19 protein-coding genes and 1 pseudogene are annotated in these 24,498 nt (G+C 73.1%); 11 read left to right on the forward strand and 9 right to left on the reverse strand.

All coding sequences use genetic code 11. The features are described 5' to 3' along the window. Positions 1 to 209: 209 nt before the first annotated feature. The 4 genes from WMF24_RS17260 (at position 210) to WMF24_RS17275 (ending at position 3,298) form a co-directional block, all read left to right on the forward strand. Positions 210 to 1,310: a BON domain-containing protein gene (locus WMF24_RS17260; protein WP_437737510.1), complete on the forward strand. Its 1,101-nt coding sequence runs from the start codon at positions 210 to 212 to the stop codon at positions 1,308 to 1,310. A gap of 296 nt (positions 1,311 to 1,606) precedes the next feature. Continuing rightward, complete coding sequence (locus tag WMF24_RS17265; RefSeq protein ID WP_437737511.1) at positions 1,607 to 2,047, forward strand: hypothetical protein; 441 nt, start codon at positions 1,607 to 1,609, stop codon at positions 2,045 to 2,047. Between the two features lie 334 nt (positions 2,048 to 2,381). Next, positions 2,382 to 2,846 (forward strand): hypothetical protein, encoded by a 465-nt coding sequence (locus WMF24_RS17270; protein ID WP_437737512.1) that lies wholly within the window; start codon positions 2,382 to 2,384, stop codon positions 2,844 to 2,846. A gap of 35 nt (positions 2,847 to 2,881) precedes the next feature. Continuing rightward, positions 2,882 to 3,298 (forward strand): hypothetical protein, encoded by a 417-nt coding sequence (locus WMF24_RS17275; protein ID WP_437737513.1) that lies wholly within the window; start codon positions 2,882 to 2,884, stop codon positions 3,296 to 3,298. A 28-nt stretch (positions 3,299 to 3,326) separates the two neighbouring features. Here WMF24_RS17275 and WMF24_RS17280 read toward each other — a convergent pair whose 3' ends face one another. Beyond that, a complete protein-coding gene (locus WMF24_RS17280) occupies positions 3,327 to 3,758 on the reverse strand; it encodes a DUF6184 family natural product biosynthesis lipoprotein (protein WP_437737514.1) in 432 nt (143 codons plus the stop codon). A 583-nt stretch (positions 3,759 to 4,341) separates the two neighbouring features. Here WMF24_RS17280 and WMF24_RS17285 point away from each other — a divergent pair. Further along, positions 4,342 to 6,531 (forward strand): bifunctional alpha,alpha-trehalose-phosphate synthase (UDP-forming)/trehalose-phosphatase, encoded by a 2,190-nt coding sequence (locus WMF24_RS17285; RefSeq protein ID WP_437737515.1) that lies wholly within the window; start codon positions 4,342 to 4,344, stop codon positions 6,529 to 6,531. 254 nt (positions 6,532 to 6,785) lie between these two features. Then, entirely contained in the window at positions 6,786 to 8,621 is a 1,836-nt protein-coding gene (locus WMF24_RS17290) for a DUF389 domain-containing protein (RefSeq protein ID WP_437737516.1), read from the forward strand. 55 nt (positions 8,622 to 8,676) lie between these two features. Here WMF24_RS17290 and nhaA read toward each other — a convergent pair whose 3' ends face one another. Further along, on the reverse strand, positions 8,677 to 10,092 hold the full coding sequence (gene nhaA / locus WMF24_RS17295; protein ID WP_437737517.1) for a Na+/H+ antiporter NhaA: 1,416 nt from the start codon (positions 10,090 to 10,092) through the stop codon (positions 8,677 to 8,679). 248 nt (positions 10,093 to 10,340) lie between these two features. Here nhaA and WMF24_RS17300 point away from each other — a divergent pair, with 248 nt between their 5' ends. After that, positions 10,341 to 11,411, forward strand: a complete 1,071-nt coding sequence (locus tag WMF24_RS17300; protein ID WP_437737518.1) for a phosphotransferase family protein — start codon at positions 10,341 to 10,343, stop codon at positions 11,409 to 11,411. On the opposite strand, the gene WMF24_RS17305 is transcribed toward WMF24_RS17300, so the two are convergent. Continuing rightward, a complete protein-coding gene (locus tag WMF24_RS17305; protein WP_437737519.1) occupies positions 11,380 to 12,099 on the reverse strand; it encodes a histidine phosphatase family protein in 720 nt (239 codons plus the stop codon). The two genes, WMF24_RS17300 and WMF24_RS17305, sit on opposite strands and share 32 nt — an antisense overlap. Positions 12,100 to 12,373: 274 nt before the next feature. Continuing rightward, on the reverse strand, positions 12,374 to 13,681 hold the full coding sequence (locus WMF24_RS17310; RefSeq protein ID WP_437737520.1) for a PQQ-dependent sugar dehydrogenase: 1,308 nt from the start codon (positions 13,679 to 13,681) through the stop codon (positions 12,374 to 12,376). Between the two features lie 559 nt (positions 13,682 to 14,240). Here WMF24_RS17310 and WMF24_RS17315 point away from each other — a divergent pair. Next, positions 14,241 to 14,972, forward strand: a complete 732-nt coding sequence (locus WMF24_RS17315; RefSeq protein WP_437737521.1) for a hypothetical protein — start codon at positions 14,241 to 14,243, stop codon at positions 14,970 to 14,972. 138 nt (positions 14,973 to 15,110) lie between these two features. Here the strand turns inward: WMF24_RS17315 and norR are convergent, their stop codons facing one another. After that, complete coding sequence (gene norR / locus WMF24_RS17320) at positions 15,111 to 16,664, reverse strand: nitric oxide reductase transcriptional regulator NorR (RefSeq protein ID WP_437737522.1); 1,554 nt, start codon at positions 16,662 to 16,664, stop codon at positions 15,111 to 15,113. 207 nt (positions 16,665 to 16,871) lie between these two features. On the opposite strand from norR, the gene WMF24_RS17325 reads away from it, so the two are divergent. Beyond that, a complete protein-coding gene (locus WMF24_RS17325) occupies positions 16,872 to 19,223 on the forward strand; it encodes a nitric-oxide reductase large subunit (RefSeq protein ID WP_437737523.1) in 2,352 nt (783 codons plus the stop codon). A gap of 58 nt (positions 19,224 to 19,281) precedes the next feature. Here the strand turns inward: WMF24_RS17325 and WMF24_RS17330 are convergent. Beyond that, positions 19,282 to 20,175, reverse strand: a pseudogene (locus WMF24_RS17330) (LysR family transcriptional regulator); the annotation flags it as partial. Between the two features lie 146 nt (positions 20,176 to 20,321). On the opposite strand from WMF24_RS17330, the gene WMF24_RS17335 reads away from it, so the two are divergent. Continuing rightward, a complete protein-coding gene (locus tag WMF24_RS17335; RefSeq protein WP_437737524.1) occupies positions 20,322 to 21,578 on the forward strand; it encodes an FAD-dependent oxidoreductase in 1,257 nt (418 codons plus the stop codon). 91 nt (positions 21,579 to 21,669) lie between these two features. Here WMF24_RS17335 and WMF24_RS17340 read toward each other — a convergent pair whose 3' ends face one another. The 3 genes from WMF24_RS17340 to WMF24_RS17350 form a co-directional block, all read right to left on the reverse strand. Then, a complete protein-coding gene (locus WMF24_RS17340) occupies positions 21,670 to 22,074 on the reverse strand; it encodes an HNH endonuclease (RefSeq protein WP_437737525.1) in 405 nt (134 codons plus the stop codon). Next, entirely contained in the window at positions 22,071 to 22,304 is a 234-nt protein-coding gene (locus WMF24_RS17345) for a hypothetical protein (RefSeq protein ID WP_437737526.1), read from the reverse strand. Before WMF24_RS17345 ends, WMF24_RS17340 begins: the two co-directional genes overlap by 4 nt. A gap of 328 nt (positions 22,305 to 22,632) precedes the next feature. Then, on the reverse strand, positions 22,633 to 23,052 hold the full coding sequence (locus WMF24_RS17350) for an outer membrane protein assembly factor BamB family protein (protein WP_437737527.1): 420 nt from the start codon (positions 23,050 to 23,052) through the stop codon (positions 22,633 to 22,635). A gap of 257 nt (positions 23,053 to 23,309) precedes the next feature. On the opposite strand from WMF24_RS17350, the gene WMF24_RS17355 reads away from it, so the two are divergent. After that, complete coding sequence (locus WMF24_RS17355) at positions 23,310 to 24,179, forward strand: hypothetical protein (RefSeq protein ID WP_437737528.1); 870 nt, start codon at positions 23,310 to 23,312, stop codon at positions 24,177 to 24,179. Positions 24,180 to 24,498 lie beyond the last annotated feature (319 nt).

A 24,498-nucleotide genomic window follows, 5' to 3' on the forward strand; every position in this document is an offset into this window, starting at 1 on the left:
ACAGACGACCTCATCGACGCTCGCGATGTGTTCGTCCGTACTCGGGTCGATCCCGGTGTGCAATAAGGCCTGTCCCGCATTGCGATCCGCGGCGGCGCGCCCCACCGTAGCGGTCCCTCGCGATGGTCTGAGCCTTCTGTTCGTTGTCGCAGCGCCGTCGCGAGCACGCCGTGCTTTCGTGACCAACAACGCGTGAAAGGAGCGGTGTCATGCGAGATCGATTCGGCAGGGACATCAACCACGGACAGGGGGATCGCGACTGGGATCGCTGGGATCGTGACGAGAGCCGGGCCTCGGGGCGGGACTACGGGCGCACGGTGCAGGGCGGCTACGGCGACTACACGCTGGACGAGGGGCGCTTCGTCGGTGGACGCGAGCGCGGCCACGGCGACTACGACCGTGGATTCAGCGGCTACGGCCGCGACCAGGAGCGCGGCTACGGCGGTCACGGCCGCGACCAGGAGCGCGGCTACGGCCGCGACCAGGAGCGTGGCTACGGCTACGGCCGCGACCAGGAGCGCGGCTACGGCGGCTACGGCCGCGACCAGGAGCGCGGCTACGGCGGCTACGGCCGCGACCAGGAGCGCGGCTACGGCGGCTACGGCCGCGACCAGGAGCGCGGCTACGGCGGCTACGGCCGCGACCAGGAGCGCGGCTACGGCGGCTACGGCCGCGACCAGGAGCGCGGCTACGGCGGCTACGGCCGCGACCAGGAGCGCGGGTTCGGCGGCCACGGCCGCGAGGTCGACCGTGGATTCAGCGGCTACGGCCGCGAGCAGGACCGCGGGTGGGGCCAGGAGCACGGCTCGGGTCAGGAGCGCGGCTGGGGCCGAGAGCAGGACCGCGGGTGGGGCCAGGAGCTGGCCCGCGACGTCCGCGACGCGGGCCGCTCCGCGATGCAGAGCGTCAGCGGCGCGCTGAGCAGCGCCGGGGACCGCGTGCGCAGCGCGCTCGGCCGTGGGCCCAAGGGCTACAAGCGCTCCGACAACCGCATCCTCGAGGACATCTGCGAGATGCTCTCGGATCGCGACGACATCGACCCCAGCGAGGTGACCGTGCGCGTGCAGAACGGCGAGGTCACGCTCGAGGGCACGGTGAACGAGCGCCACCACAAGCGCATCATCGAGCAGCTCACCGAGAACGTGCGCGGCGTCGATGACGTGCACAACCAGATCCGCGTCCAGCGTGCCGGCGCGACGACGACCACCACCGCGACGGCCGGTACGACGGGCACGGCGGCCACGACCGGCACGACCGGCGCGTCGCAGACGCCGTCCCGCGGCATGGCGAACGACATGGCGCACCGCTGAGTCCTCACCTCGATCGGATCGCTCCCGCATGGGCGGCACCAGGGCAGTCGCGGCGCATCCGTCACCGCGCAGCGTCGAGCCTTCGAGCGGCCGCGGCAAGGCGGCATCCAGGGTGACCCTCGCGGTTCACACCCTGCCTCGGCACAAGGCTTGCTGAAACCACAGGAACGAGCACGGCGAGGAGCCTCGACGACACGGCTGGGTGGCGGCCGGACCGGCCAGCCCGGATTCGATGCCCGAGGTGCGGAGGGGCTGCCGTGAAGCAGAAAGGCGATCGGGGTGGCGATATGGGACACATGGACACGAGACGACGGGGGGGCCGCCGCACAGGGCTCACGCTCGGTCTCCTCGCGAGCATGGCGCTCGCCGCCTGCGGCGGCCCGAGCGAGCTCACGGCCCAGGGCACGCAGCTCGCGCCCGGCGCCGATGCGCGTATCTCCGCCGACATCGACTCCGACGCAGCGACCACGCGCGTGGCGGTGAACGTCGATCATCTCCCGCCGCCCGAGCGGATCGAAGCAGGCAGCGAGCGCTTCGTCGTCTGGGAGCGACCGAGCTCCGCGGCCCCGTGGCGGAGGGTCGGCGTGCTCGACTACGACGCCAACCGTCGAAACGGCAGGCTGGCCGAAACGACCGTGCCGTACGCCAACTTCGAGCTGCTCATCACGGTGGAGAGGCAGAGCAGCCCTCAGTCTCCTTCATCGGCCGTCGTCGTCGGACCGACGTCCGTCGGGTAGGGGCGAGCCAGACCCTCCAGGGACGTCTTCTGCGCCGAGCGCTGCGAGCGACGCGCGGCGTGTACCGGACGGCAGCCCGCTCGTATCGCTTCGAGCAGCGCTGCTTTACCGGGCTCGACGCGCCGGGCGAGCGGCGCCAGCCATCGCACGAGGTACCTGCTCACGGTATCGGCGTCGGCCCATTCCGCCTTGGACCCGCTGTGCGGCTGTGGCGTTCTTGTACGACGGATCGTCACTCCCGCATTGCATTCCCTGCCATTTCCGCCTCCTCGCGAGGACCGCACCTCTGGCACCGGTGTTGCGGCGCTGCGTCGCGGGAGGAGGTAGATGGATCGTGTTATTATCCCCGCATCGCCATTTCAATCTCTTCAACCGCGTCGCGCGAGGGAGGGCTGCGCCCCTCCTCGGCGCCGCAGCCCTGCTCTGCTCGCTCGCGCTGACCGCCTCGGGGTGCGTCTGGACCGCCGGTGAAGCGGAGCTCGTCGACGGGCATGCCACCGTCCGCGTGGAGGCGCTGCCGCCGGACATCCACGCGTACCCGCGCGTGTACTACCACGGCGGCTATGCCTACCTCGTGGGCGACAGGTGGTATCACGACAGCCCGCGCGGCTGGGTGATCTTCCGGTCGGAGCCGCGGGTGCTGGCGGAGCGCAGGATCCACGTCCGGCGCACCTACGAGCGGCCTCACCATCACGAGCGGATTCACCGCCACGAGCGGCCGCGATACTACGAGGAGCGCCGTGCCCCCGCTTACCGCGAGGCGCCGGTCGAGCGACGCCGCCGCTATTACGCGGACTGAGCCGCCATCGAGACAGGACAGCGAGAGGAGGAACCATGAAGCTCACGCGACTGCCGAGCCTGACGCTGCTTGCCGCGCTCGCCGCCCCGGCGGCAGGCTGTGTCATCGAGGCGCGGCATGACCCACCCCCGCCGCACTCGGCGGGGACGCTGACCGTGGCGTACACCATCGACGGCACGATCGATCCATTCCTGTGCTCGGACTTCGGGGTGACCGACGCCGAGCTCGTCATCTATACACGGCGCGGAGACTTCGTTACCGAGCAGTACGCGCCGTGCGACTATTTCGAGATCAGCGCGGCGCTGCTCCCGGGCAGCTACACCGCCGACCTGACGCTCGTGGACGCCGTGGACCGCGCGAGGAGCATCACGAAGCCCCTCTACGACCTCGAGGTGTTCTCGGACACCGAGCTCGTCGTCGACGTCGATTTCCCGGTGGGCTCGATGCTCTAGATGCCGTCGGCGCGTGGCGGGCGGCGAGCTACGGAGTGGCCTTGCAGAGATCGCTCGAACGGCACGCGGCGATCCGACCGAGGGTGTCGAAGGGATTACCGCAGTCGTCGTTCCGGATCTCCTCCAGGCACTCGTTCAGCTCCTTGGCATCGACGCCGCCGGGGCAGTCGGCGAGGTTGAGGTCCTCGCGCCACTCGGCCCGGATCCTGGCGGCGCAGGCCTCGTTGCTCGCGTATTCCCGGCCCGAGCCGACGTTGTTGCACCGGGCCTCGCGGTCGCACCGCGCCTGGACGATGCCGTCGACCGCGTTGACCGTCGCCACCCGCGCCTCGACCCGGGTGCCCTCCGCGGGGCGCGTCGTCCCGAGCGCCCGCTCCTCGCGATCGCACGCCGCGACGAGCAGGGTCGCCCCCGCGGCGAGGATCAGGCCCATCGCCGCTCTTCCGTTGTTCGCTCGCATCGCTCGCTCCCTTCCCGCTGCCACCGCTCCTCCGGCGGCTGGGTACCCGACCGCCGCACGGCACGCGGGGGCGTCGTTGCGATTCGCGTGCCTCCGCCGTCGCGGCGCGCGGCGCTCGCCGAGCGCGGTCGACGGCCGTCACCGTCGTGCGCACCCGCGCCGCGACGGCGCGCCCGCCGCCGCTGCGGACTGGCAAGCGCCCGCCCTCGTCGCGCTCGTGAAGCGGGTCCAGATGGATGACGACGCGGCGCGGCGAACCGGCGCGCCGGGCGAGGATCGACGCGCGCGGCGCGCGACGAGAGCCAGCGCGAGATCGACGTGCGCGCTCGTCCCACGCGACGGAACAGCTTGCACGACGCTGCGCAATATGGTTTGAGTTCAAAGTATTCGTGTCGCGACGCCTGCCCGCGGTCAGCCGCGGGCAGGCGTCGCTGTCCATCCGTGTGCCACGGCACACGCTGCCGCGCGTCGCGCGTCGCGCGCGGCTCGTCCTCGTCTTTCCGAGCGCGGAGCGCCCGGTGGAGGCGGTCGAGCCCCGTGCCTTCGCCGCTGCGCCGCGGGCACCGTAGAGGAGGGGAGTTCCATGGCCCGACTGCTCATCGTCTCCAACCGTCTGCCGATCAGCGTGCGCATCGACCGGGGCGCGCTGTGCCTCACGCGCTCCTCGGGGGGCCTCGCCGCCGCGATGCGCGGCCCTCACGAGCGCATGTGCGCGGTCTGGATCGGCTGGCCGGGCAGCGTCGCGGGCCTCACCCCGGAGCAGCGGCAGGACGCCGACGAGGCGCTCGCCGGCATCCGCGCCGTGCCCGTGCACCTCGGCGCCACCGAGCAGCACCGCTTCTACGACGGCTTCTCGAACGGCGTCCTCTGGCCCCTGTTCCACTACCTGCTCGACAAGGTGAACCTCGACGCCGAGCTCGACTGGGAGGCCTACCAGCGCGTCAACGAGCGCTTCGCCGACGCCGTCGCCGCGCAGTACAGGCCGGGCGACGCGATATGGATCCACGACTACCAGCTCATGCTCCTGCCGGCGCTCCTCCGGCGGCGCCTGCCGGGGGCGCGGATCGGCTTCTTCCTCCACGTCCCGTTCCCGTCCGCCGACGTCTTCCGCATCCTCCCGTGGCGGGAGCAGATCGTGCGGGGCCTGCTCGGCGCCGACCTGCTCGGCTTCCACACGGCCGGCTACCGCCGGAACTTCGCCGCCTCGGCCGCGCACGTGCTCGGCCTGGATCCGGACGAGGCGGCGATCGAGCACGACGGGCGCAGGGTCGGGCTCGGGGTCCACCCGATCAGCATCGACGCCGCCGAGATCGCGCGGCTCGCGGCCCACCCCGCCGTCCGCGACGAGGCGGCGCGCATCCGCGCCGAGGCGGGCGGCCGCAAGATCGTGCTCGGGATCGACCGCCTCGACTACACGAAGGGGATCCCGCGCCGCCTGCTCGCGATCGAGCGCTTCCTCGAGCGCGAGCCGGAGCTGCGCGACGAGGTCCGCTTCGTCCAGCTCGCCGTCCCCACGCGCGAGATGGCCGGCGCGTACGCCGACTTCCGGCGGGTCGTCCACGAGATGGTCGGCCGCATCAACGGCCAGCACGGCACCACGTACGCGACGCCGATCCACTACATGCACCGCTCCCTGCCGCTCGAGCAGGTCGTCGCCCTGTACGTCGCGGCCGACGTCATGCTCGTCACCCCGCTCCGCGACGGCATGAACCTCGTCGCGAAGGAGTACGTCGCCGCGCGCATCGACGACGACGGCGCCCTGATCCTCAGCGAGTTCGCCGGCGCCGCGTCCGAGCTCGCCGAGGCGATCTCCGTCAACCCGTACGACATCGGCTCGGTCGCCGCGGCCGTGGAGCGCGCGCTCACCATGCCGCACGGCGAGCAGCGGACGCGGATGGCGGCGCTGCGCCGCCGCGTGGACGCGCACGACGTCCACGCCTGGGCGCAGTCGTTCCTCGACGACCTCGACCGCGCCGCGCCGGGACCCGCGGCGGCCGCGCAGTCGGCGCAGGCCGCGCGCCGGCAGGTGCCCGAGAGCGTCGTCGACCGCGTCCGAAACGCGCCGCAGCGCGTCTGGATCCTCGACTACGACGGCACGCTGGTCCCGTTCGCCCCGGTGCCCGACCTCGCCGCGCCCGACGAGGAGCTGCTCGCGCTGCTCCGGACGCTGTCCGAGCGCGACCGCGTCCACGTCGTGAGCGGCCGCCGTCGCGCCGACATCGAGCGCTGGTTCGGCGCGCTGCCGCTGCACCTGCACGCCGAGCACGGCTTCTGGTCGCGCCCGAAGGCGTGCGACGACTGGGTCCCGCTCGAGGCGGACGCCGCCGCGTGGAAGGGCGAGGTCCGGGCGCTCCTCGAGGACTTCACCCGGCGCACCCCGGGCAGCTTCATCGAGGAGAAGACGGTGACGCTCGCGTGGCACTACCGCACCGTGGAGCCCGAGCTCGCCGGCGAGCACGTGCGCGAGCTGCGCGCGCGCCTCGCGGAGCGCGTCTCCGCCGACGCCCTCGAGCTCCTCGGCGGCGCGAAGGTCCTGGAGATCCGGCCGCGCGGCGTCCACAAGGGGCGCGTCGTGCCGCTCATCCTGGACGACGTCTCGTCGCAGGCGGAGGTGATCGCGATCGGCGACGACCGCACCGACGAGGACATCTTCGCGGCGCTCCCGCCGTCGGCGTGCACCATCCACGTCGGCGGCAACGACAAGAGCTGCGCCGTCTACCGGCTCCCCGACGCGCGCGCGGTGCGCAGCCTCCTGCGCTCGATCCACGCCTGAGGTCATGCCCTAGAGCAACAAACGGGTTGAACCCGCCTGAAACGAGCAGAACTTGGAACCGCCAAGACGCCAAGGACGCCAAGACATTGTGTTCTTCTTGGCGTCTTGGCGGTTCATTTCTCGCTCCACGTGATCGTGGTTCTAGGCAGCGCCCGAGGCCATGCCTGACGCCCCGGCCCGGCGCCGCCGCCGCGCACGAGCGCCGCGCGCTCGCCGGGGAGGCCTCGGCCGAGGGGCGCGCTATAAGGCGCGCCATGAACCAGGATCGCGGCCGGGAGCCGCAGGCCGGTGGGCCGCCTTCGGCGCACGCGGGGGCGGCCTTCCAGGAGCGCATCGCGGCGGTGTTCGGCATCGAGCCCGAGGCCCGCGAGGCCATCGTCCGGACCATGCTCGACAGGAGCGCCCGGGGGGCGGCCGGCTACTGGCTCCAGCTCCTGCTCGCCATGGGCATCGCCTCGCTCGGGCTCGTGCTCGGCAGCGGGGCGGTGGTCATCGGCGCGATGCTGATCTCGCCGCTCATGGGGCCCATCGTCGAGCTCGGGATGGGCCTCGCGATCGGCTCGCCGTTCCTCGCGCTGCGCTCGTTCACCCGCGTCGCGTTCAGCATCGTCGTGGTCGTGACGGGCGCCGCGCTGCTGACCTTGATGCTGCCGTTCCACGAGGTCACCGCGGAGATCGCCGCGCGCACCTCGCCCACGGCGCTCGACCTGCTCATCGCGATCTTCTGCGCGATCGCGGCGGCCTACACCACGGTGCGGCCCGGCTCGGACACCACATCGACCGCCGCCGGGACGGCGATCGGCATCGCGCTCGTGCCGCCGCTGTGCGTCGTCGGTTACGGGATCGGCACGCGGGTGCAGAGCATCGCGAGCGGCGCCGCGCTGCTCTTCACGGCGAACCTCTGCGCGATCCTCCTGTTCGCCGTCATCTGCTTCCTGCTCCTCGGCTACAACGCCGTCAGCACCGCCGAGCTCGAGCACGCGGAGCTCGCGAAGCAGAAGCCCGGCGCGATCCGCCGCGTCGCGCGCGTGCTCCAGGTGTTCTTCGAGCTCCGCTACGGGTGGATTTTTCGCGTGATGATGCCGCTCGCGCTGCTCGGGGCCGTCTATTTCCCGCTGCGCGAGGCGCTCGCGCGGGTGTCCTGGGAGGTGCGCGTCCGCGCGGCGATCCAGCGCATGCTGGACACGCTGCCGCAGAGCACGGTGCGGTCGAGCCTCACGGTCGACCACGGCGCCGTCGCGGTGCGCCTCGTGACGCTGGGGCGGGCGGACGAGGCCGAGCGGATCGAGCAGGACCTCCGCGACAAGATCGCCGCGGTCGCGGGGATGCCCCCGAAGGTGGACGTGATCGCCGTGCCCGACGCGAGCGCGCTGGAGGAGGTGGCGGCGTCGGTCCGGTCGACCGCGGCGGCGCCCATCGACGTGGTGCGCAAGGAGCCCGAGCTCGTGCTCCTGCGCCAGGAGCTCACCGCGTCGCTCGCGGGCGCGTGGCCGCACGCGGCGGGGCCGCTCGTGACGTGGCGGCTCCGGTTCCCCGAGAACGAGCCGGCCGTCGTGGAGGTCGTGCACGTCGGCCCGGCGCTCGGCGACGCGGCGGCCGATCTGCTCGGCCGCGAGCTCACGCGGGCGCTCGGCGCGGAGATCGCTGTGCAGGATCGCGCCATCCCGCCCGAGCCCATCGTCGCCGAGCCGGCGGGCGGGTGGCCGTGGCTCCAGGAGGCCCGGCCCGCGCTCGCCTGGGTGGGCGAGGTGGAGTCGCTGTACGGATGCGTCGAGGTGCCCTCGGACCCTGAGGAGAAGGCGGGCGAGGAGATCGCGCCGGTGCTCGCGGCGCTCCGGTCGCTGCCGGCGCTCCGCGCGGACCGGGTGCATGTCGGCGAGGGCGCGCGGTGGCGAGCGGTCGTCTCGGCCGCCCCGTGCGCGCCGCCCGTGGCCGCGCCGTCCGGGGCCGCGGCCGATGCCGGGGCCGACGCCGCGCAGGCTGCGGCAGCCGCGGCGGCCGCGGGCGGCGCGCCGGCCCCCGCCGCGGCGCCGGCGGGCACCGGGGCCGCGGCCGCTGCGGGGGCCGGCGCCGACCAGGGCGCTCGCTGAGGCAGGCCGCGCGGGCGCCGGCGCGATGGCCGCGCCGGGCGCCGCGGAGCGGCGGTTACTGCTCCGTCGACATCTCGGCCTCCTCGAGCGTCTGCGCCGCGCCGGGGATCGGGATCCCTGACAGCACGAGGCGGCCGACGACGAGGCCAACGATGGCCGCCACGGCCGAGGCGAGCAGGATGCCGAGCTTGGCGGCGGCGAGCATCGCCGCGTCGTCGAAGGCGAGGCCCGCGATGAAGATCGCCATCGTGAAGCCGATGCCCGCGACGCAGCCCACGACGGCGACCCCCTTCCAGCCGACGCCGCGCGGCAGGGCGCAGACGCCGAGCCGGACCATCGCGAAGCTCGCGAGGAAGACGCCGAGCGGCTTGCCGACGACGAGGCCGGCGGTCACCCCGAGCAGGATCGTCCCCGCGGCGGCGTGGTCGAGCGACGAGCCGTCCACGCGGACGCCGGCGTTGGCGAACGCGAAGAGCGGCATGATGCCGTAGGCGACCCACGGGTGGAGCGCCGCCTGGAGCCGGACGACGGGCGGCAGCGCCTCGCGCTGGGCCGTCCTGATGCGCCCGAGCGGGGTCAGCAGATCGTCGATCCTGTGGTCCTCGCGCTGGGCGATGGTTCCGACCTCGTCCACCACGTCGCGGGCCGTCGCGAGGAACCCGTGGCTGCCGAACCAGGAGCGCACCGGCGTCAGCAGCCCGACCGCGACGCCGGCGATGGTCGGGTGGACGCCGGCGCGGAGCATGCCCAGCCAGAGCACCGCGCCGGGGGCCACGTAGGCCAGGGGTTGGCGGACGCCGAAGCGCTGGAGCACCAGCACGGCCAGCCCCCCGCCGGCGGCGACGAGCAGGCCGCTCCACGCGACGCCCGACGAGTAGAACAGCGCGATGACGATGATGGCGCCGATGTCGTCGATGATCGCGAGCGCGAGCAGCAGCACGCGCAGGGCAGGGGGCACGCGCTTGCCGAGCAGCGCGAGCACGCCCACCGCGAACGCGATGTCGGTCGCCATCGGGACGCCCCACCCGTGCCGCGAGACGGGCGCCGCGTTGAGCGACAGGTAGAGCAGCGCGGGCGCGATCATGCCGCCCACGGCCGCCGCGATCGGCAGCGCCGCGCGCTTCAGATCCGAGAGCTCCCCCTCGTACATCTCCCGCCGGATCTCCAGGCCGACGACGAAGAAGAAGATCGTCATCAGCCCTTCGTTGATCCAGAAATGCAGCGATTGCGTGAACACGAGCGAGCCGACGCCGATCGTGATCGGGACGTGCCAGAGGTGGTCGTACGCGTCGCCCCACGGCGAGTTCGCCCACGCGAGCGCGATGACGGCCGCGATCAGCAGGACGATCCCGCTGGCCGCCTCGACGTGGAGGAAGCGCTCCAGCGGCCCGAGGACGCGCTGGGCGAGGCGGCGCGCGGGGGCCCAGGTTCCTGGGGCGAGCCGAGAAGGGGGAGAAGGGGATCGATCCAAAGCACCACCAAGCTGCGAGCGGCGTCGCGCGTTCGGGGAAGGCGGCCCGACCATCCCGTGATCACCTGCCGCGGCGCTCCACGGCCGCGACACCCGCGCGGGAGAATACCCATCCGAGCGGCCGGATCCAGCGTGAACGGGCTCGCCGGAGCAGGTGCGTCGCTGCGTCTGCTGCGCGACGCGCGGACCGAGGCGCCGTGTGGAACGTGAGCTGACCGCGATGCATCCTCGGGTCCTGGAGGTGACGGATGACGCGAGGTGCTCTCGATCGCGCCGCGGTGCAGGCTTTTCTCTTCGCGCAGCACGGCGATGCGCTCGGCGACGGGACCATCGAGATACGCCGCCTTCAGGGCGGGCTCTGCTCGGAGGTCGCGCTGGTGACCGCGCAGCTGCGCGGCGGCGAGGGGCTGCGCGACGGCGAGGGGCGGCGCGACGGCGAGGGGCGGCGCGACGTCGCGCTCGTTGCCAAGCTCGTCCAGGGCGCGCCCGCGCGCGAGGCGGCCGTCTACCGGCGGCTCTCGAGGTCGGTCGCGCGGCGCTTCTCGCCCGAGCTGCTCGGCGCGCAGCGGCTCGGGCGCCGTCGCTGGCTGCTCTACCTCGAGCGGATCGTGCCGGCGCACCCCTGGCCCTGGGCCGACAGCGCGCACACGGCCCGCGTGCTCGACCTGCTGGCGAGGTTCCACGGCGAGGCGCCGCCGCGCGCCGCCTTGCCGGCGTGGGACCACGAGGCGGAGCACCTCGCCGCGGCGCAGGGCACCCTGGCGCTGGCCGAGCGCCTGCCGCGCGGCGAGCTGCCCGCGCTGTCCCGGACGCTGCCGGCGCTGCGGCGGGTCGTCGAGGAGCTGCCCGCGATGCGCCGGCAGCTCCTTGCGTTCGCGCCGCTTGGCAGCGCCTTGATCCACGGGGACGTGCACCCGGGCAACGTGATGATCCGCCGGCGCGACGGCGTGGCGGAGCCGGTGCTCCTCGACTGGGCGCGCGCGCGGATCGGCTCGCCGCTGGAGGACGTGAGCTCGTGGCTGCAGGCCCTCGGTTACTGGGAGCCGGAGGCGAGGCGCCGCCACGACACGCTGCTCGCCGGCTACCTGGCCGCGCGCGGCCTCTCCCCCGCGCTGACGAGGCCGCTGCGCGACGCCTACTGGTTCGCGGCCGCGTCGAACGCGCTCGCGGGCGCGCTCGGGTACCACCTCGGGATCGCCGGCGCGGGCGCGGGCCCTGCGGTCGAGCCCGGTGTGTCGCCCGACGCGCGCGCGGCGGCGGCCCGGAACGCGGCGGACTGGCTGCGGGTCATCCGCCGGGCCGACGCGTGCTGGCGCTGACGCGCGCGCGGTCATCGCTGCGCTCGCGGTCATCGCTGCGCTCGCGGTCGTCGAGGTGCTCGCGGTCGTCGAGGTGCTCGCGGTCGTCGAAGCGCAGCAGCTCGCCGCGCTCGCCTTGCCATGAGAGCGTCGTCAGGCTCGTGTTGCCGGGCCGGAACGGCTCCCAGCGCGCGGGCGGCACCCTGTGCAGCGCCCCGAGGATCTGGCCGATGACGCCCGCGTGCGTGACGACGAGCACGCGTTGCCCCGGGTGTGCCGCGGCGATGGAGCAGACCGCCGCGAGGCAGCGGGCGCGGAGCTCGCGGTAGCTCTCGCCGCCGGGCCAGCGGAAGTCGTCGTCGTCCTGGCGCAGGTTCGCCTCCCAGAGCGCGGCGTACCGCGCCTTGACCTCCTCGATCGGCGCGCCGTCCACGTCGCCGCAGCCGATCTCGCGCAGCCCGTCGTGCGGGCGCACCGGCCCCCACGCGCCCGCCGCGATCCGCGCCGTCTCGAGCGCGCGGCTCAGCGGGCTCGCGTACACGGCGTCGAACGCCGGGCCCGCGGCGAGGCGGCGGCCCAGCGCCTCGGCCTCCTGCCTGCCGCGCGCGTCGAGGGGCGTGTCGGTCCACCCGCTCATCGGCGTCCCGAGGCCGGCCCGGTTGCCGGCGGTGCGGCCGTGGCGCACGAGGATCAGGAGGCAGGGCTGCATGGCTCGATCAGAAGCGGGGCTGCTCGGCATCAGCCTAGCGCGACGAACGGGCTGAAAGGACGAAGAAGAGCGAGAATTTAACGCAAAGGCGCAAAGGCGCAAAAAGGCAAAGATACAAAAATGAAGATCTCTTTATTTTGCGCCTTTGCGCCTTTGCGCCTTTGCGCCTTTGCGCCTTTGCGTTGATCTCTGGGCATCCACGCTGATCGGCGCCCTGACGTGAGTGGCAGATCGAGCGAGCGTCGCGACGCCGGCGAGCGCCGCGCCGCGCACGCTACTTGCCGTAGGCCACGCGCCACACGGTGTTGCTCTGGTCGTCGGTCACGAGCAGCGCGCCGTCCTTGGCGACCGCGACGCCGACCGGGCGCCCCCACACGTCGCCCTCGCTGTTCACGAAGCCTGTCATGAAGTCCTCGTAATAGCCCACCGCCTTTCCGTCCTTGACCGGGATGCGGATCACCTTGTATCCGGTGCGCCGCGTCCGGTTCCACGAGCCGTGCTGCGCGGCGAAGATGTGGCCCTGGTAGTCGGCAGGGAACTGCTGGCCCGTGTAGAAGGCGAGGTCCAGCGACGCCGAGTGCGACTGGATCAGCACGTCGGGCACGATGACCTTGTCCCTCAGCTCGGGGCGCTTGCCCTCGTGGCGCGGGTCCTGGCGCGGGCCGAGATAGTACCAGGGCCAGCCGTAGAAGCCGCCCTCTTGCACGCGCGTCACGTAGTCGGGGACGAGGTTGTCGCCCAGCTCGTCGCGCTCGTTCACGCTGGTCCAGAGCGCGCCCGTCGCCGGCTCGATGGCCAGGCCGACCGGGTTGCGGATGCCGGACGCGTAGAGCGTCTCGTTCTTGCCATCCGGGGTGAAGGCAAGGATACAGGCGCGGCGGTGCTCGGACTCGTCGTCATCCACGTTGGAGCGGGATCCCACGGACACGAACATCCGCTGGTTGTCCTTGCTGAAGACGATATCGCGCGTCCAGTGGCCGCCGCCGCCCACCAGCTCCTTGCCCGAAGGGATGTTGGTGACCAGCGGCTCGGCCGGGCCGCTCGCCTGCGTGTCGCCCGTCTTGTAAGGAAACCTCACAACGCTGTCGGTGTTCGCGACGTAGACGTGCGTCGGCGCGTCGGTGCCGGACGGATAAAAGGCGATGCCGAAGGGGCGGTTGAGATCCTCGGCAAAGGCGCTGCGGACCTCGGCCTTGCCGTCGCCGTCCGCGTCCCGGAGCACGGTCACCCGGTCCGCCCCGCTCTCGGCCACGAACACGTCGCCGTTCGGCGCCACCTGGACGACGCGCGGCTCGTCCAGGCCCGTGGCGAGCTCGGTGACGGTGAATCCCGACGGCACTTTGGGGAACACACCGGCTGGACGATCTGCCTTGCTCGGCCTGTTGACCACCGACTCGTCCTCGTTGGGCGGGGGGAGGTCGGCCACGGTGATCTTGCGCTTCACGCCCGGCGCGTCCGTGGTCCAGTCGCCCAGCGCGTCGGCGCCGGTGAGGATCCTGTCGGTCGGCGCCGGCTGCTGCGGTGTGACCTCGGCGCGCCTGGGCGAGCACGCGACCAGCGCGCCCGCGCCGAGAAGGAGCACCTGAGCAACCACAGCGTGCCGGGCCCGCCGGCGGTCTGATCTTCGGTTGTCCATGGACTCTGATTGCCATTCGGATCCTCCTCTGTCCACCGCATCGAACAACCGATGAGCCCGCCGCGCTCATGGCATCAATCAGCGACGGTGATCGGTCAAGGGCTCATCGGGTATCTCCCGAGCGCTCGGCGGGTGTCGCCCGGCCTGAGCGGCTCCCGGCGCGCCGGGCGGGACGCCGCGCAGCGCCCCGAGGATGTCGGCCGACGACGCCGGCGTGCGTGACAGCGACCACGCGCTACCCGGCGTGCGCCGAGGTGATGGAACGAGACGGCCGCGAGGCAGCGGGCGCGTAGCTCGCGGCAGCCCTCGCCGCCGGGCGCTCCGCGGCGCGAAGCGCCGGGGCCTCGCCATCACGCGTCCGCGGAGGACCTGCGGAGACGCGCGCCCCGGGTCGCGGTCGAGGCGGCCACGCCCTTCGCCTGCGGGAGCCATCTGCATTACAGTGGGACCCATGTTGTCGTCCTTTGTCGCAAGAAATAAACAGTATCACTGTATTCGCCGCAGCGTGACCGCATCTCTTCAGCTTCTCGTGGTTGCCGCGCTCGCCGCGTCCGTGGCCGGGTGCGAGGTCCAGGAACGCAGCTTCGGTGATCAGGGTGTCGGCGGCGCGGGCGGCGCGGGCGGCTCCATCGGCAGCTCAGGCGGCGAGGGAGCCCAGAACCCTGCTCCCGGGGGGAGCTGCTCCGTGCCGTCGGATTGTCCTGCTCCTTCCGAGCCATGCCAGATCCCGGCGTGCGTCGACGGCAGGTGTGGCGCGGCGCCGCTGCCGGAAGATACCGAGATCGAGCCGGAGGACGGCGACTGTCAGCGCACCGTCTGCGATGGAGACGGCGCCCGGGTCGTGGTCCCCGTGGACGAGGTTCCGGACGATGGCAATCCGTGCACCGTCGACGAGTGTGTCGGGACCACGCCGAGGCACTCGCCCCAGCCAGGGTCGTCTTGCCCAGGTGGCGAGTGCGATGAGACCGGCAGATGCGTGTCGTCGGGGCCGGTGCGGTGCGTGGACGACCTCGATTGCGGCCTGCCGACGGACTGCCAGCACAGCCTCTGCATCGCCGGCGACTGCGTGGAGGAGCCCGCCGAGTCGGGCACCCCGTGCAGCGCGGGGCTGTCCGTGTGCGACGGCGCAGGCCAGTGCATCGGCGCGGAGTGCACGGACCACAGCGATTGCACGGATTGCGGTTGGTCCGACTTTTGCGTTTGTTACGAAGGGGTGTGTCATCCCTTCGAGTCGTGACGAGCTCCGGGCGGGGCCGCCGCGGCCGCCGCGGTTGCCCGACGGACCGGCGCCCGCCCGGGTCTCCTTCCGCGACGTCGCCATGACGCCGCCGCGATCCTGAGGTCTGCCCAGGCGCGCCGCGCGCCGCGCGCCGCCTCACCGCAGCCCGAGCCGCTTCGCGAGGTGGTGCAGGTTGCTGCGGTGCATCCCGAGCGAGCGCGCCGCGGCGGCCCAGTTGCCGTCGTGCTGCGCCACGGCCCTCTGGATGAGGCCGCGCTGGAACGCGTCCACCTGCGCGTGCAGCGGCGCCGCCGCCGGCAGCGGCGCCTCCTCCGGCGCCTTCTCGCCGCGCCCCCCGGGGGCCGCCGCCGTGGGAAGGCCCGCGCCGAGGTGGCCCGGCTCCACGACGACGGGCGCCCCGCGCGGCGCGCCCCGCGACGCCTGCAGCACCATCCGGAACACCGTGTTCTCCAGCTCGCGCACGTTGCCCGGCCACGCGCCGCGCTGGAGCAGCGCGCGCGCCGCCGGCGTGAGCCGCACCGGGCCGACGCCGAGCCGGGCGCGCGCCGCGTCGCAGAAGTGGCCGGCGAGCAGCGGGATGTCGCTCCGCCGATCGCGCAGCGGCGGCACGGCGAGGCGGTAGACGTTGAGCCGGTGGAACAGGTCGGCCCGGAAGCGCCCCTCGGCGACCTCCTTCTCGATATCGCGGTTCGTCGCCGCGATGATCCTGACGTCGACGCGCAGCGACCTGTCGGCGCCGACCCGCTGCACCTCGCCCTCCTGCAGCGCGCGCAGGAGCTTCGGCTGGATCGACAGCGGCAGCTCGCCGATCTCGTCGAGGAGCAGCGTGCCCCCGTCGGCGACCTCGAGCTTGCCGGGTCGGTTCTGCTCCGCCCCGGTGAAGGCGCCGCGCACGTGGCCGAACAGCTCGCTCTCGGCCACCGACGCGGGCAGCGCGGCGCAGTTCACGTGGAGCAGCGGCTCTCCGCGCCGCGCCGACGCCGCGTGGACGGCGCGCGCCACGAGCTCCTTGCCCGCGCCGGTCTCGCCCGTGATCAGCACCGTGAGATCCGACGGCCCCACGAGCGCGATCTCGTCGCGCAGCTTCTGCATCGCCGGGCTCGTCCCGAGCAGGCCCGCGCCCCGCTCGCGCTCCGCGGCCCGCCGCAGGTCGTCGGCGACGTGGCCGAGCCGCTCGGCGCTGTCCTCGAGCGCCTCGATGAGCTGGCTCGTGCGCACCGCCGCGCCGGCCAGCGCGCCGAGCCACGAGAGCGTCTCCCCGTCGACCCGCTCGAACGCGCGCGGGTCGAGCGCGTCCGCGGTGAGCAGCCCGATCAGCGCGCCCTCGACGCGCAGCGGGCACCCGAGGCACGCGTGGACGTGCGCGAGCGAGGTGGCGTCCGACGCGAGCAGCCCATCGAACGGATCCGGCAGATCGGTGTCCGGCCGGAAGCGCACCGGCGCCTCGGCGTGACAGAGGATGTCGAGCCGCGGGTGCGCCCGCGCGCAGAACCTGCGCCCCAGCACCTCCGGCGCGAGCCCGTGCGCCGCGAGCGGCACCAGCACGCCGTCGTCGTACCGCATCAGGCACGCCGCGTCGCACGGCACCACCTGCCGCACCGCCTCGAGCAGGCGCCGGTAACGGTCCTCGGCCCCCAGCGACGTCGTGAGATCGAGCGCGACCGACAGCAGCGCCTCCAGGTTCGGCATGTTGTCGAATGTACAACTACGTTGTGTTTTCGACAACGGAAGCGTGTTGCTGAAAGCGCAACATTGGCCACAAGGATCCGCGAAGAGGAGGGGAGCCGGGGAGAGGCACGCTGCGTGCTTCAGGCCCCGTCGTCACGACCGAAGCCGCCGGAGCCGCGCCGCGGAGGCGCTGGCGCGCCCGGGGCTCACGCGAACAACGAGGTCGATATGCATAGCCTAAGGCGACTCTGGCTGGCGCTCGCCGCCGTCATCACCGCTGGATTCTTGATCCTCGGCTTCATGGGCCGGGAGGTGTACCGCAAGGCCCCGCCGATCCCGGAGCGGGTGCAGACGCCGTCCGGAAGGGTGCTGCTCACGAAGGACGACATCCTCGACGGGCAGCTCGTCTACCAGAGCATCGGCGGACAGCAGGTGGGCAGCGTCTGGGGGCACGGCGCTTACCAGGCGCCGGACTGGTCGGCCGACTGGCTCCATCGCGAGGCCGAGGCGCAGCTCGACCTCTGGAGCCGTCGAGAGCACGGCGCGGCGTTCGCGGCGCTGCCCGACGAGGCGCAGGCCGCGCTCAGGGCGCGGCTCCAGAAGGCGATGCGCCACAACGGCTTCGACCCGGCGACCGGGGCGCTCACGGTCTCCGACGATCGCGCGATCGCCATCGAGCAGACGGCGGCGCACTACCGCGCGCTGTTCGGCGACGAGCCGGGCCTCACGGGCCTGCGCGAGAGCTACGCGCTGCACAACGGCGCGGTCCCGGACGCGGGGCGGCGCGACAAGCTGACGGCGTTCTTCTTCTGGACGGCGTGGGCCACCGCCGCGGAGCGCCCCGGCACCGGCGCGAGCTACACGAACAACTGGCCTCACGAGCCGCTCGTCGGCAACGTCCCCACGACCCCCAACGTGATCTGGTCGATCGTGAGCATCGTCCTGCTGCTCGCCGGCATCGGCGCGCTCGTCTGGTACCACGCGTTCCGCCGCGCCGAGGAGCCGCCCGCCTCCGCGCCGGCGCGCGACCCGCTCGGGGGCTGGGTGCTCACGCCGTCGATGCGGGCGGTCGGGAAATACTGTGTCGTCGTCGTCGCGCTGCTCGTGCTCCAGGTCGCGCTCGGCGCGCTGACGGCGCACTACACGGTCGAGGGGCACGAGGTCTTCGGCCTGCCGGTCTCGGACTACCTGCCTTACGCGGTCACGCGCACCTGGCACGTCCAGCTCGGCGTCTTCTGGATCGCGACGGCCTTCCTCGCGGCCGGGCTGTTCCTCGCGCCGGCCGTCGGCGGGCGCGAGCCGCGGGGGCAGCGCCTCGGCGTCAACGTGCTCTTCGGGGCGCTCGTGCTCGTCGTGTTCGGCTCGCTCGCCGGAGAGTGGCTGTCGGTGAAGCAGCGCTTCGCCCTCGAGACGTCGTTCTGGTTCGGCCACCAGGGGTACGAGTACGTCGACCTCGGCCGCGCCTTCCAGATCGCGCTCTTCGCCGGGCTCGGGCTGTGGCTCTTCCTCATGCTGCGCGCGCTCTGGCCTGCGCTCGCGCGGCGCGACCTCGGCCGCCACATCGTGCTGCTCTTCACGGGCGCGACGGTGGCGATCGGGCTGTTCTACGGCGTGGGGCTGTTCTACGGCGCGAAGACGCACCTGTCGGTCATGGAGTACTGGCGCTGGTGGGTGGTGCACCTCTGGGTCGAGGGGTTCATGGAGGTGTTCGCCACGGCGGCGATCGCGTTCCTCTTCACGCGGTTCGGCCTCCTGCGCCCCGAGAGCGCGGCGCGCGCGGCGCTCCTCTCGACGTGCATCTTCCTCGTCTCGGGCATCCCGGGCACGTTCCACCACCTCTACTTCAGCGGCACGCCCGTCTCGGTGATGGCGGTGGGCGCGAGCTTCAGCGCCCTCGAGGTGGTGCCGCTCGTCCTCGTGGGCATCGAGGCGCACGAGACCTGGCAGATGCAGCACCGGAGCGGGTGGATGCAGGCGTACCGCTGGCCCATCCAGTTCTTCGTCGCCGTCGCCTTCTGGAACTTCGTCGGCGCGGGGGTGTTCGGGTTCCTCATCAACCCGCCGATCGCGCTCTATTACATGCAGGGCCTCAACACGACGCCCGTCCACGCGCACGCCGCCCTGTTCGGCGTCTACGGGCTGCTCTCGCTCGGCCTCGTGCTCGTGATGCTGCGCCGCCTGTTCCCGCACGCCGTCTGGAGCGAGGCGCGGCTGCGGGTCGCGTTCTGGGGGATGAACGGCGGGCTCGCGCTGATGATCGCCCTGAGCCTGCTCCCCATCGGGCTCGCGCAGGCGTGGGCCAGCGTCGATCGCGGCCTCTGGTATGCGCGGAGCGCGGAGTTCCTGCAGCAGCCGGTCCTCGAGGCGCTGCGCTGGATGCGGCTCGTCGGTGACAGCGTGTTCATCGCCGGCGTGGCCGCCTTCGTGTGGTTCGTCGCGGGGCTGTTCACCCGGCGGCCGGCGGGCGCCGCCTCGGCGAGGCCGGCGGCTGGCGAGGCGGCGGCGATGTCCGCGCCGGCGGCGATGTCCGCGCCGGCGGCGATGTCCGCGCCGGCGGCGAGCCGGGCCCCGGCGGGCTGAGGCCCTTGCGCCGCTGCTGGCCGCGCGCGGGGCCAGCAGCGGGGCGCAGGGCGGCGAGCACGATCTCCCGGAAGCAGCGGGCGCCCTCGTCGAGGTGCGTCCGCTCGTGCCATACGAGCTGCATGCGGAAGACCATCGCGGGCCCTGGCGGCTCGACGATGGCGAGCGGCGCGACGGCCGCGAGCGCCTCGGCCAGCCGGCGCGGCATGCCGGCGACGAGATCGGTGCTCGCGGCGACGACGGCGGCGGCGAAGAAGGTCGGGACCGTGACGCCGATCTCGCGGCGCAGGCCGTGGGCCGCGAGCCGCTCCTGGGCGACCCGGTTGCCGATGCCGCCGCGCCCGAGCGCGACGTGGATGTCGACGTGGCGCATCGCGTTGAAGCGCTCGCGTGTCAGCCGGCGGCGGGCGCACGGGTGTTCGCGGTGAACGACGAACACGCTGTCCTGCTCGAAGAGGTCCGCGGCGTGGTGGCCCGGCGGGAGCGGGTGCTCGGGCGAGATGGCCGCGTCGATCTCGCCGCCCGCGAGCCCGCCCGCGGCCTCGAGGTGGTCGACGCTCACGACGCGGAGGGTCGCGCGCGGCATCTCCGCCGCGAACGACCGCGCGATCGCCGGCAGGCTGCAGATCTGGTCGACGTCCGAGCACGCGATCGCGAACGCGCGCGTCGTGGTCTTCGGAGCGAACGAGCGCTCCGCCTCGAGCGCCCCGGCGATCTCCCCGAAGGCCGCCCGGAGGCGCGGCGCGATCTCCAGCGCGCGGGGCGTCGGCACGAGGCCGCGGCCGCTCCGCACGACGAGCGGGTCGCCGAGCAGCGCGCGCAGCCGCGCGAGCGAGTTGCTCACCGCCGGCGGCGTGACGCGGAGCCGCCGCGCCGCCCGCGCCGCGCTGCGCTCCTCGAGCACCGCGTGGAGGACGAGCAGCAGGTTGAGGTCGATCGCGGATAAGTTCACTGGCGGTGACGATTACCATCACGAATCGTCACTGGCAATGAGCGCCTGTCGCACCCATGCTGGGCTCGGTTGTCGCGAGATGTCGACGCATCGAGCCATCGAGTCATCGAGCCGTCGAGACATCGAGGCTCGGGAGGAGGTTTCGGATGACACAGCGGGGTGTGCGGCGCGCGATCCTGATCGGCGGGGGTATCGCGGGCCCGGTGCTCGGGATGTTCCTGCGTCGGATCGGCGTGGAGGCGACGATCTTCGAGGCGCGCGAGGCGCCCGCGGAGAACGAGGGCGCGTTCCTCGGGATCGCGCCGAACGGGATGAACGTGCTCGCCGATCTGGGCGTGGCGGAGGCGGTCGCGGCGCGGGGCGCGCCGTTCGTTGGCATGCGGTTCGAGAACGCGCGCGGCCGGCGCATCGGCGAGATCGACCAGCGCGAGGCGGCGCGGCGGTTCGGGGCGGGGCTCGTGATGATCCGGCGCGGCGCGCTGCACGCGGCGCTCGCCGAGGAGGCCGTCCGGCGGGGTGTCGGGATCCGGTACGGGACGCGGCTCACCGACGTGGATCGATCGGATCCGCGCGAGGTGGTGGCGCGCTTCCGCGAGGGCGGCGAGGCGCGCGGGGACGTGTTGATCGGGTGCGACGGGTTCCGCTCGCGCACGCGGGTGTGCGCGGTGCCGGACGCGCCGGCGCCCGGGTACACGGGGCTGCTCGATTTCGGCGGCTTCGCGCGCTGCCCCGGCGCGCCGGTCGAGCCCGGCTGGAGCGCGATGGTGTTCGGCCGGCGCGCGTTCTTCGGCGCGTTCGCGGCGCCGGACGGCGAGATCTGGTGGTTCCACAACGGCGCCGAGCCCGGTCCGGGGGAGCCGGGGAGGGGCGCCGCGGCGGGGAGGGGCGCCGCGGCGGGGAGGGGCGCCGCGGCGGGGAGGGGCGCTGCGGCGGGGAGCGTGCGCGAGCGCATCCTGGCGCTGCACGAGGGCGATTCAGCGTGGATCGCCGACGTGGTGCGCGCGACGCCGGAGGTGCTCGGGCCGTGGCCGCTCCACGACATCCTGACGATGCCGCGCTGGCACGTTGGCCGGGTGTGCCTCATCGGGGACGCGGCGCACGCGACGACCCCGCACGCCGGTCAGGGCGCCTCGCTGGCCATGGAAGACGGGATGCTCCTCGCGAGGTGCCTGCGCGACGAGGCCGACCCGGAGCAGGCGTTCGCGGCCTTCGAGCGCCTGCGGCGGCCGCGCGTCGAGGCGATCGTCCGGGCGGCGCGGCGGACCGGCGACCGCAAGGCGGTGGCGGGGCCCGTGGCGGAGTGGCTCCGCGACAGGATGCTGCCGCTGTTCCTGCGGCTCGGCGCCGCCGCGCAGGAGCGCGCGTACGCGTACCGGATCGACTGGGAGGCGCGGGCGGCGTAGCGGGGGGAAGGGGGGAGCGAACGTGGCGGCAGCGCGCATTCCCATCGCAGTGGGGGGCGCGTCGGCACCAGGAGACCCTCTGAAGTGCGCGCTACGGGAACCGACCGCGCAACGCTTCTTCGCGTCGAATCGCGATGACGAGAGGCCGATTCATCCGGAGCAGCTCGACGGTGGCGCGGCCTGTGGGCGTCTTCCCGGCGATCAGGAGCTCGCTGGTGACGTCGAAGTGGTCTTCCCAGCGCGCCCAGCGCGGGTGGAAGAGGCTCGCGGGCGGATCCTCTGCGTGGGGCGGCGCTCCCTTGCGCCGCGAGCAGGATACACAGGCGAGCGCCAGGTTCTCGAGGGTGGTCAGGCCACCTTCCTGCCGCGGATGGATGTGATCGACATGGAACGTGGCCTCCTGGCCGGCCTGGGAAAGCCAGCAGTACTCGCATCGATCGGCAGCTCGCTCGCGGACGCGGCGCTGGAGCGCAGCGGGCACGCTGTCGCGGCTCATCGCGGCGGCGTAGGCTCCTGCCGCGATGCGCGGAGCCGCAGCAGGCTCAGCAGCTCGGCGAGATCGACGAGCCCCTCGGCTTCGATGGCCTCATCCGCCGAGAGTTGCTCCCCGCGATCCTGCTTGTCCAGGAGCGCCTGGAGTCGGCGATCGACCCCTTCCGGAAGGCGGAGCTGGGCGAGATCGGAAGGGAGCTCCACATCGATGTGAACCGTTGCCGGTGTAGCCATGGTCGAACCCTTCGGAGAACCTAGCAGGTGCGAGGTCGGCGAGCAGCCCGAGAGGGAGCGGGGACGAAGGTGCGAGGCGGGGCGGGGGTCCGCTGCGCCCCTCGCGGCGGGCGGCGCGGAGCGCCACGCCTCGAGGCTTCCAGGCGCCTCGGCCAGGCGCCTCTCGACGGGCGGCGCCGACGACCCGTTCCTGCGCCACGTCACGCCGCTCCTCGCGCGCAAGTGAAGGGGTCGAGTGCGAGCGCCTGCTCGCGATTCGAACGCGCTGCGGGCGCCCGCCCGACCGACGAGCGCACCTGCTCTCAACCTCGAGAGCTCGGCGCGCCCGTCAGCCCGTGTCGTCGGACTGGGTCACATTGTCCGGCACGCCGAGGGCGACAGGGCCCATGCCCTTGCCCTTGAACCGGTTGTGCCAGAGGCTCTGCCCGGTGAGCGAGAAACACTCGATCTCGCCCAGCCTGGCGACGAAGAGCCGGTCGCCTTCCAGCAGCAGCGTGGCGCGACCCTGCACGGCGGTCTTCGCCTGCCAGAGCAGCTCACCCGTCGGGTAACGCAGGCAGGTGATGCGACTGAAGGTCGCTGCGTAGATCGCCGCCGGTGTGACCAGGAGCGCCGTGGACGAGTTCGGCAGCCCGTCCTCCTTGTGCTCCCAGAGCACGCGTCCCGTGGCTGGATCCACGCCGAAGACCTGATTCAGGAACGCCACCACCAGCACCGGCTTCGCCGCGGTCGTCCTGTACTCGTTCATCTGTCTCCTCCCTCTCGAGCAAACCCGAGCGCCGTATCAGCGCGAGGTCAGCGCGGCAAGTTGCGAGCACGCGCGGCGTCGCGCGGCCTCCCTCGTCGAGGCCGGGCGCCTCGTCGAAAAGAAGAAGCGGCCACGGATCGTGGCCTTATAGTGCGATTGGCGCGGGGGAAGTGGAGAGCGCGGGAGCGTGATCGAGCGAATCTCCCCGGTCCCTTCGCCATGACCCTTCTTCAACAGTGCTTGGAGGACTCCCTGTTGTGAGGCGCCCCGTCCATTTGCTCGTCCCCGTTGCGCTCGCGGCGGCGCACGCGGCAGGCCCGCCGGGATGCCATCGGGAGCGCTCGCCCCAGGGCGACGCCGCGACGGGCGCGCTGGGCCCGCCGGCGAGCGCGCCGGCGGCGTCGGCGGCGGCCCCCGGGACCGCCGCGGCGGGAGCCGGGGACCTGAACGGTCTTCAGGCCGTCAGCCCCGGCGCCGCCGGCGCTCCGCTCGTGGGATCGCCGCCGCCGGCCGCCAACGCCGGGGCGGCCTTGCTCGCTCCGGGGACGGGCGCCAGTCCGGGCGCGCCAGCGGGCGGGCCGTTCGAGAAGGATGCCTGGCTGGCCGCCCATGGCGCGGCGTGGAGGCCCGACACCTCGTGCTGGTCGACGCTCGCCACGAGCCCGCCTCGGCGCCTCAACGTGTGCTCGTGCCGCGGGGCGATCCGCCTCCCCGAGGTCGAGCTGATGGTGTGCTCGCATGCGCGCGAGCCGGAATCCGGAGGGGCACCCGCCGTGACGCACACGGTCCTCTACGCAGCGCGAGGCGGCGCGATCCGGGCGGTGCTCGACGTGCCCACCGGCGCGATGCTCGACGACTGCGCGCCGGGCGCCCCGGTCCCCTGCAGGGTGGCGCTCGACCTCCGCGCCGAGGGGGACGCGATCCGGTTCGAGGAGGCGGCAGGAGCGACCCTCGCATGCGACCATCCGTGGATCGCCGCGAGCACCCCCCTCCCGGGCGCCTCGGACTGGAACAGCGCCTCCGGACAGCGCGTGCGCGCCACCTACAGGCGTGTCTGCGGCGCCCGCGGCCGGTACGTGTGGCAGGGCGACGCGCTCCGCCCCAGCTCGGCACGGACGGGGCGATAGCGCCGGCGCTCACGCTCAGCGGTTGACGTGCGATGTCGTATCGGGCGTGTAGTCCCTGGAACGCGAGACCATTCCTGCTCGCCAAGGCACCTTCCTCGGCTGCTGCCGCGAGCGCACGCAAGAAGCATGGACCTTGAGCGCGGTGACGCGACCGAGCAGCGCAGCGACGACCCGTCCGGGTAGCGCAGAACCCCGTAGGGGGAGAGCCTCCGCCGGCGTCGCGGTGGGCATTCGTGTATGCCGAGCTACATGTGGAGCCTCCCGCACCAGGCATTCATGTATGACAAGTTACATAAGCGTGCGGCTCCGCACGCTGATC

The organism is Sorangium sp. So ce1335 (assembly GCF_051521615.1).
Taxonomy (GTDB): Bacteria; Myxococcota_A; Polyangia; order Polyangiales; family Polyangiaceae; genus Sorangium.

Bases quoted from the DNA above. Each gene is read 5' to 3' on its own strand.
- WMF24_RS17335 (WP_437737524.1), top strand. From the start codon at position 20,322: ATGACACAGCGGGGTGTGCGGCGCGCGATCCTGATCGGCGGGGGTATC.
- WMF24_RS17325 (WP_437737523.1), top strand. From the start codon at position 16,872: ATGCATAGCCTAAGGCGACTCTGGCTGGCGCTCGCCGCCGTCATCACC.
- norR (WP_437737522.1), bottom strand. From the start codon at position 16,664: ATGCCGAACCTGGAGGCGCTGCTGTCGGTCGCGCTCGATCTCACGACG.
- WMF24_RS17350 (WP_437737527.1), bottom strand. From the start codon at position 23,052: ATGAACGAGTACAGGACGACCGCGGCGAAGCCGGTGCTGGTGGTGGCG.
- WMF24_RS17305 (WP_437737519.1), bottom strand. From the start codon at position 12,099: ATGCAGCCCTGCCTCCTGATCCTCGTGCGCCACGGCCGCACCGCCGGC.
- WMF24_RS17345 (WP_437737526.1), bottom strand. From the start codon at position 22,304: ATGGCTACACCGGCAACGGTTCACATCGATGTGGAGCTCCCTTCCGAT.
- WMF24_RS17285 (WP_437737515.1), top strand. From the start codon at position 4,342: ATGGCCCGACTGCTCATCGTCTCCAACCGTCTGCCGATCAGCGTGCGC.
- WMF24_RS17340 (WP_437737525.1), bottom strand. From the start codon at position 22,074: ATGAGCCGCGACAGCGTGCCCGCTGCGCTCCAGCGCCGCGTCCGCGAG.
- WMF24_RS17260 (WP_437737510.1), top strand. From the start codon at position 210: ATGCGAGATCGATTCGGCAGGGACATCAACCACGGACAGGGGGATCGC.
- WMF24_RS17280 (WP_437737514.1), bottom strand. From the start codon at position 3,758: ATGCGAGCGAACAACGGAAGAGCGGCGATGGGCCTGATCCTCGCCGCG.
- WMF24_RS17265 (WP_437737511.1), top strand. From the start codon at position 1,607: ATGGACACGAGACGACGGGGGGGCCGCCGCACAGGGCTCACGCTCGGT.
- WMF24_RS17275 (WP_437737513.1), top strand. From the start codon at position 2,882: ATGAAGCTCACGCGACTGCCGAGCCTGACGCTGCTTGCCGCGCTCGCC.
- WMF24_RS17290 (WP_437737516.1), top strand. From the start codon at position 6,786: ATGAACCAGGATCGCGGCCGGGAGCCGCAGGCCGGTGGGCCGCCTTCG.
- WMF24_RS17300 (WP_437737518.1), top strand. From the start codon at position 10,341: ATGACGCGAGGTGCTCTCGATCGCGCCGCGGTGCAGGCTTTTCTCTTC.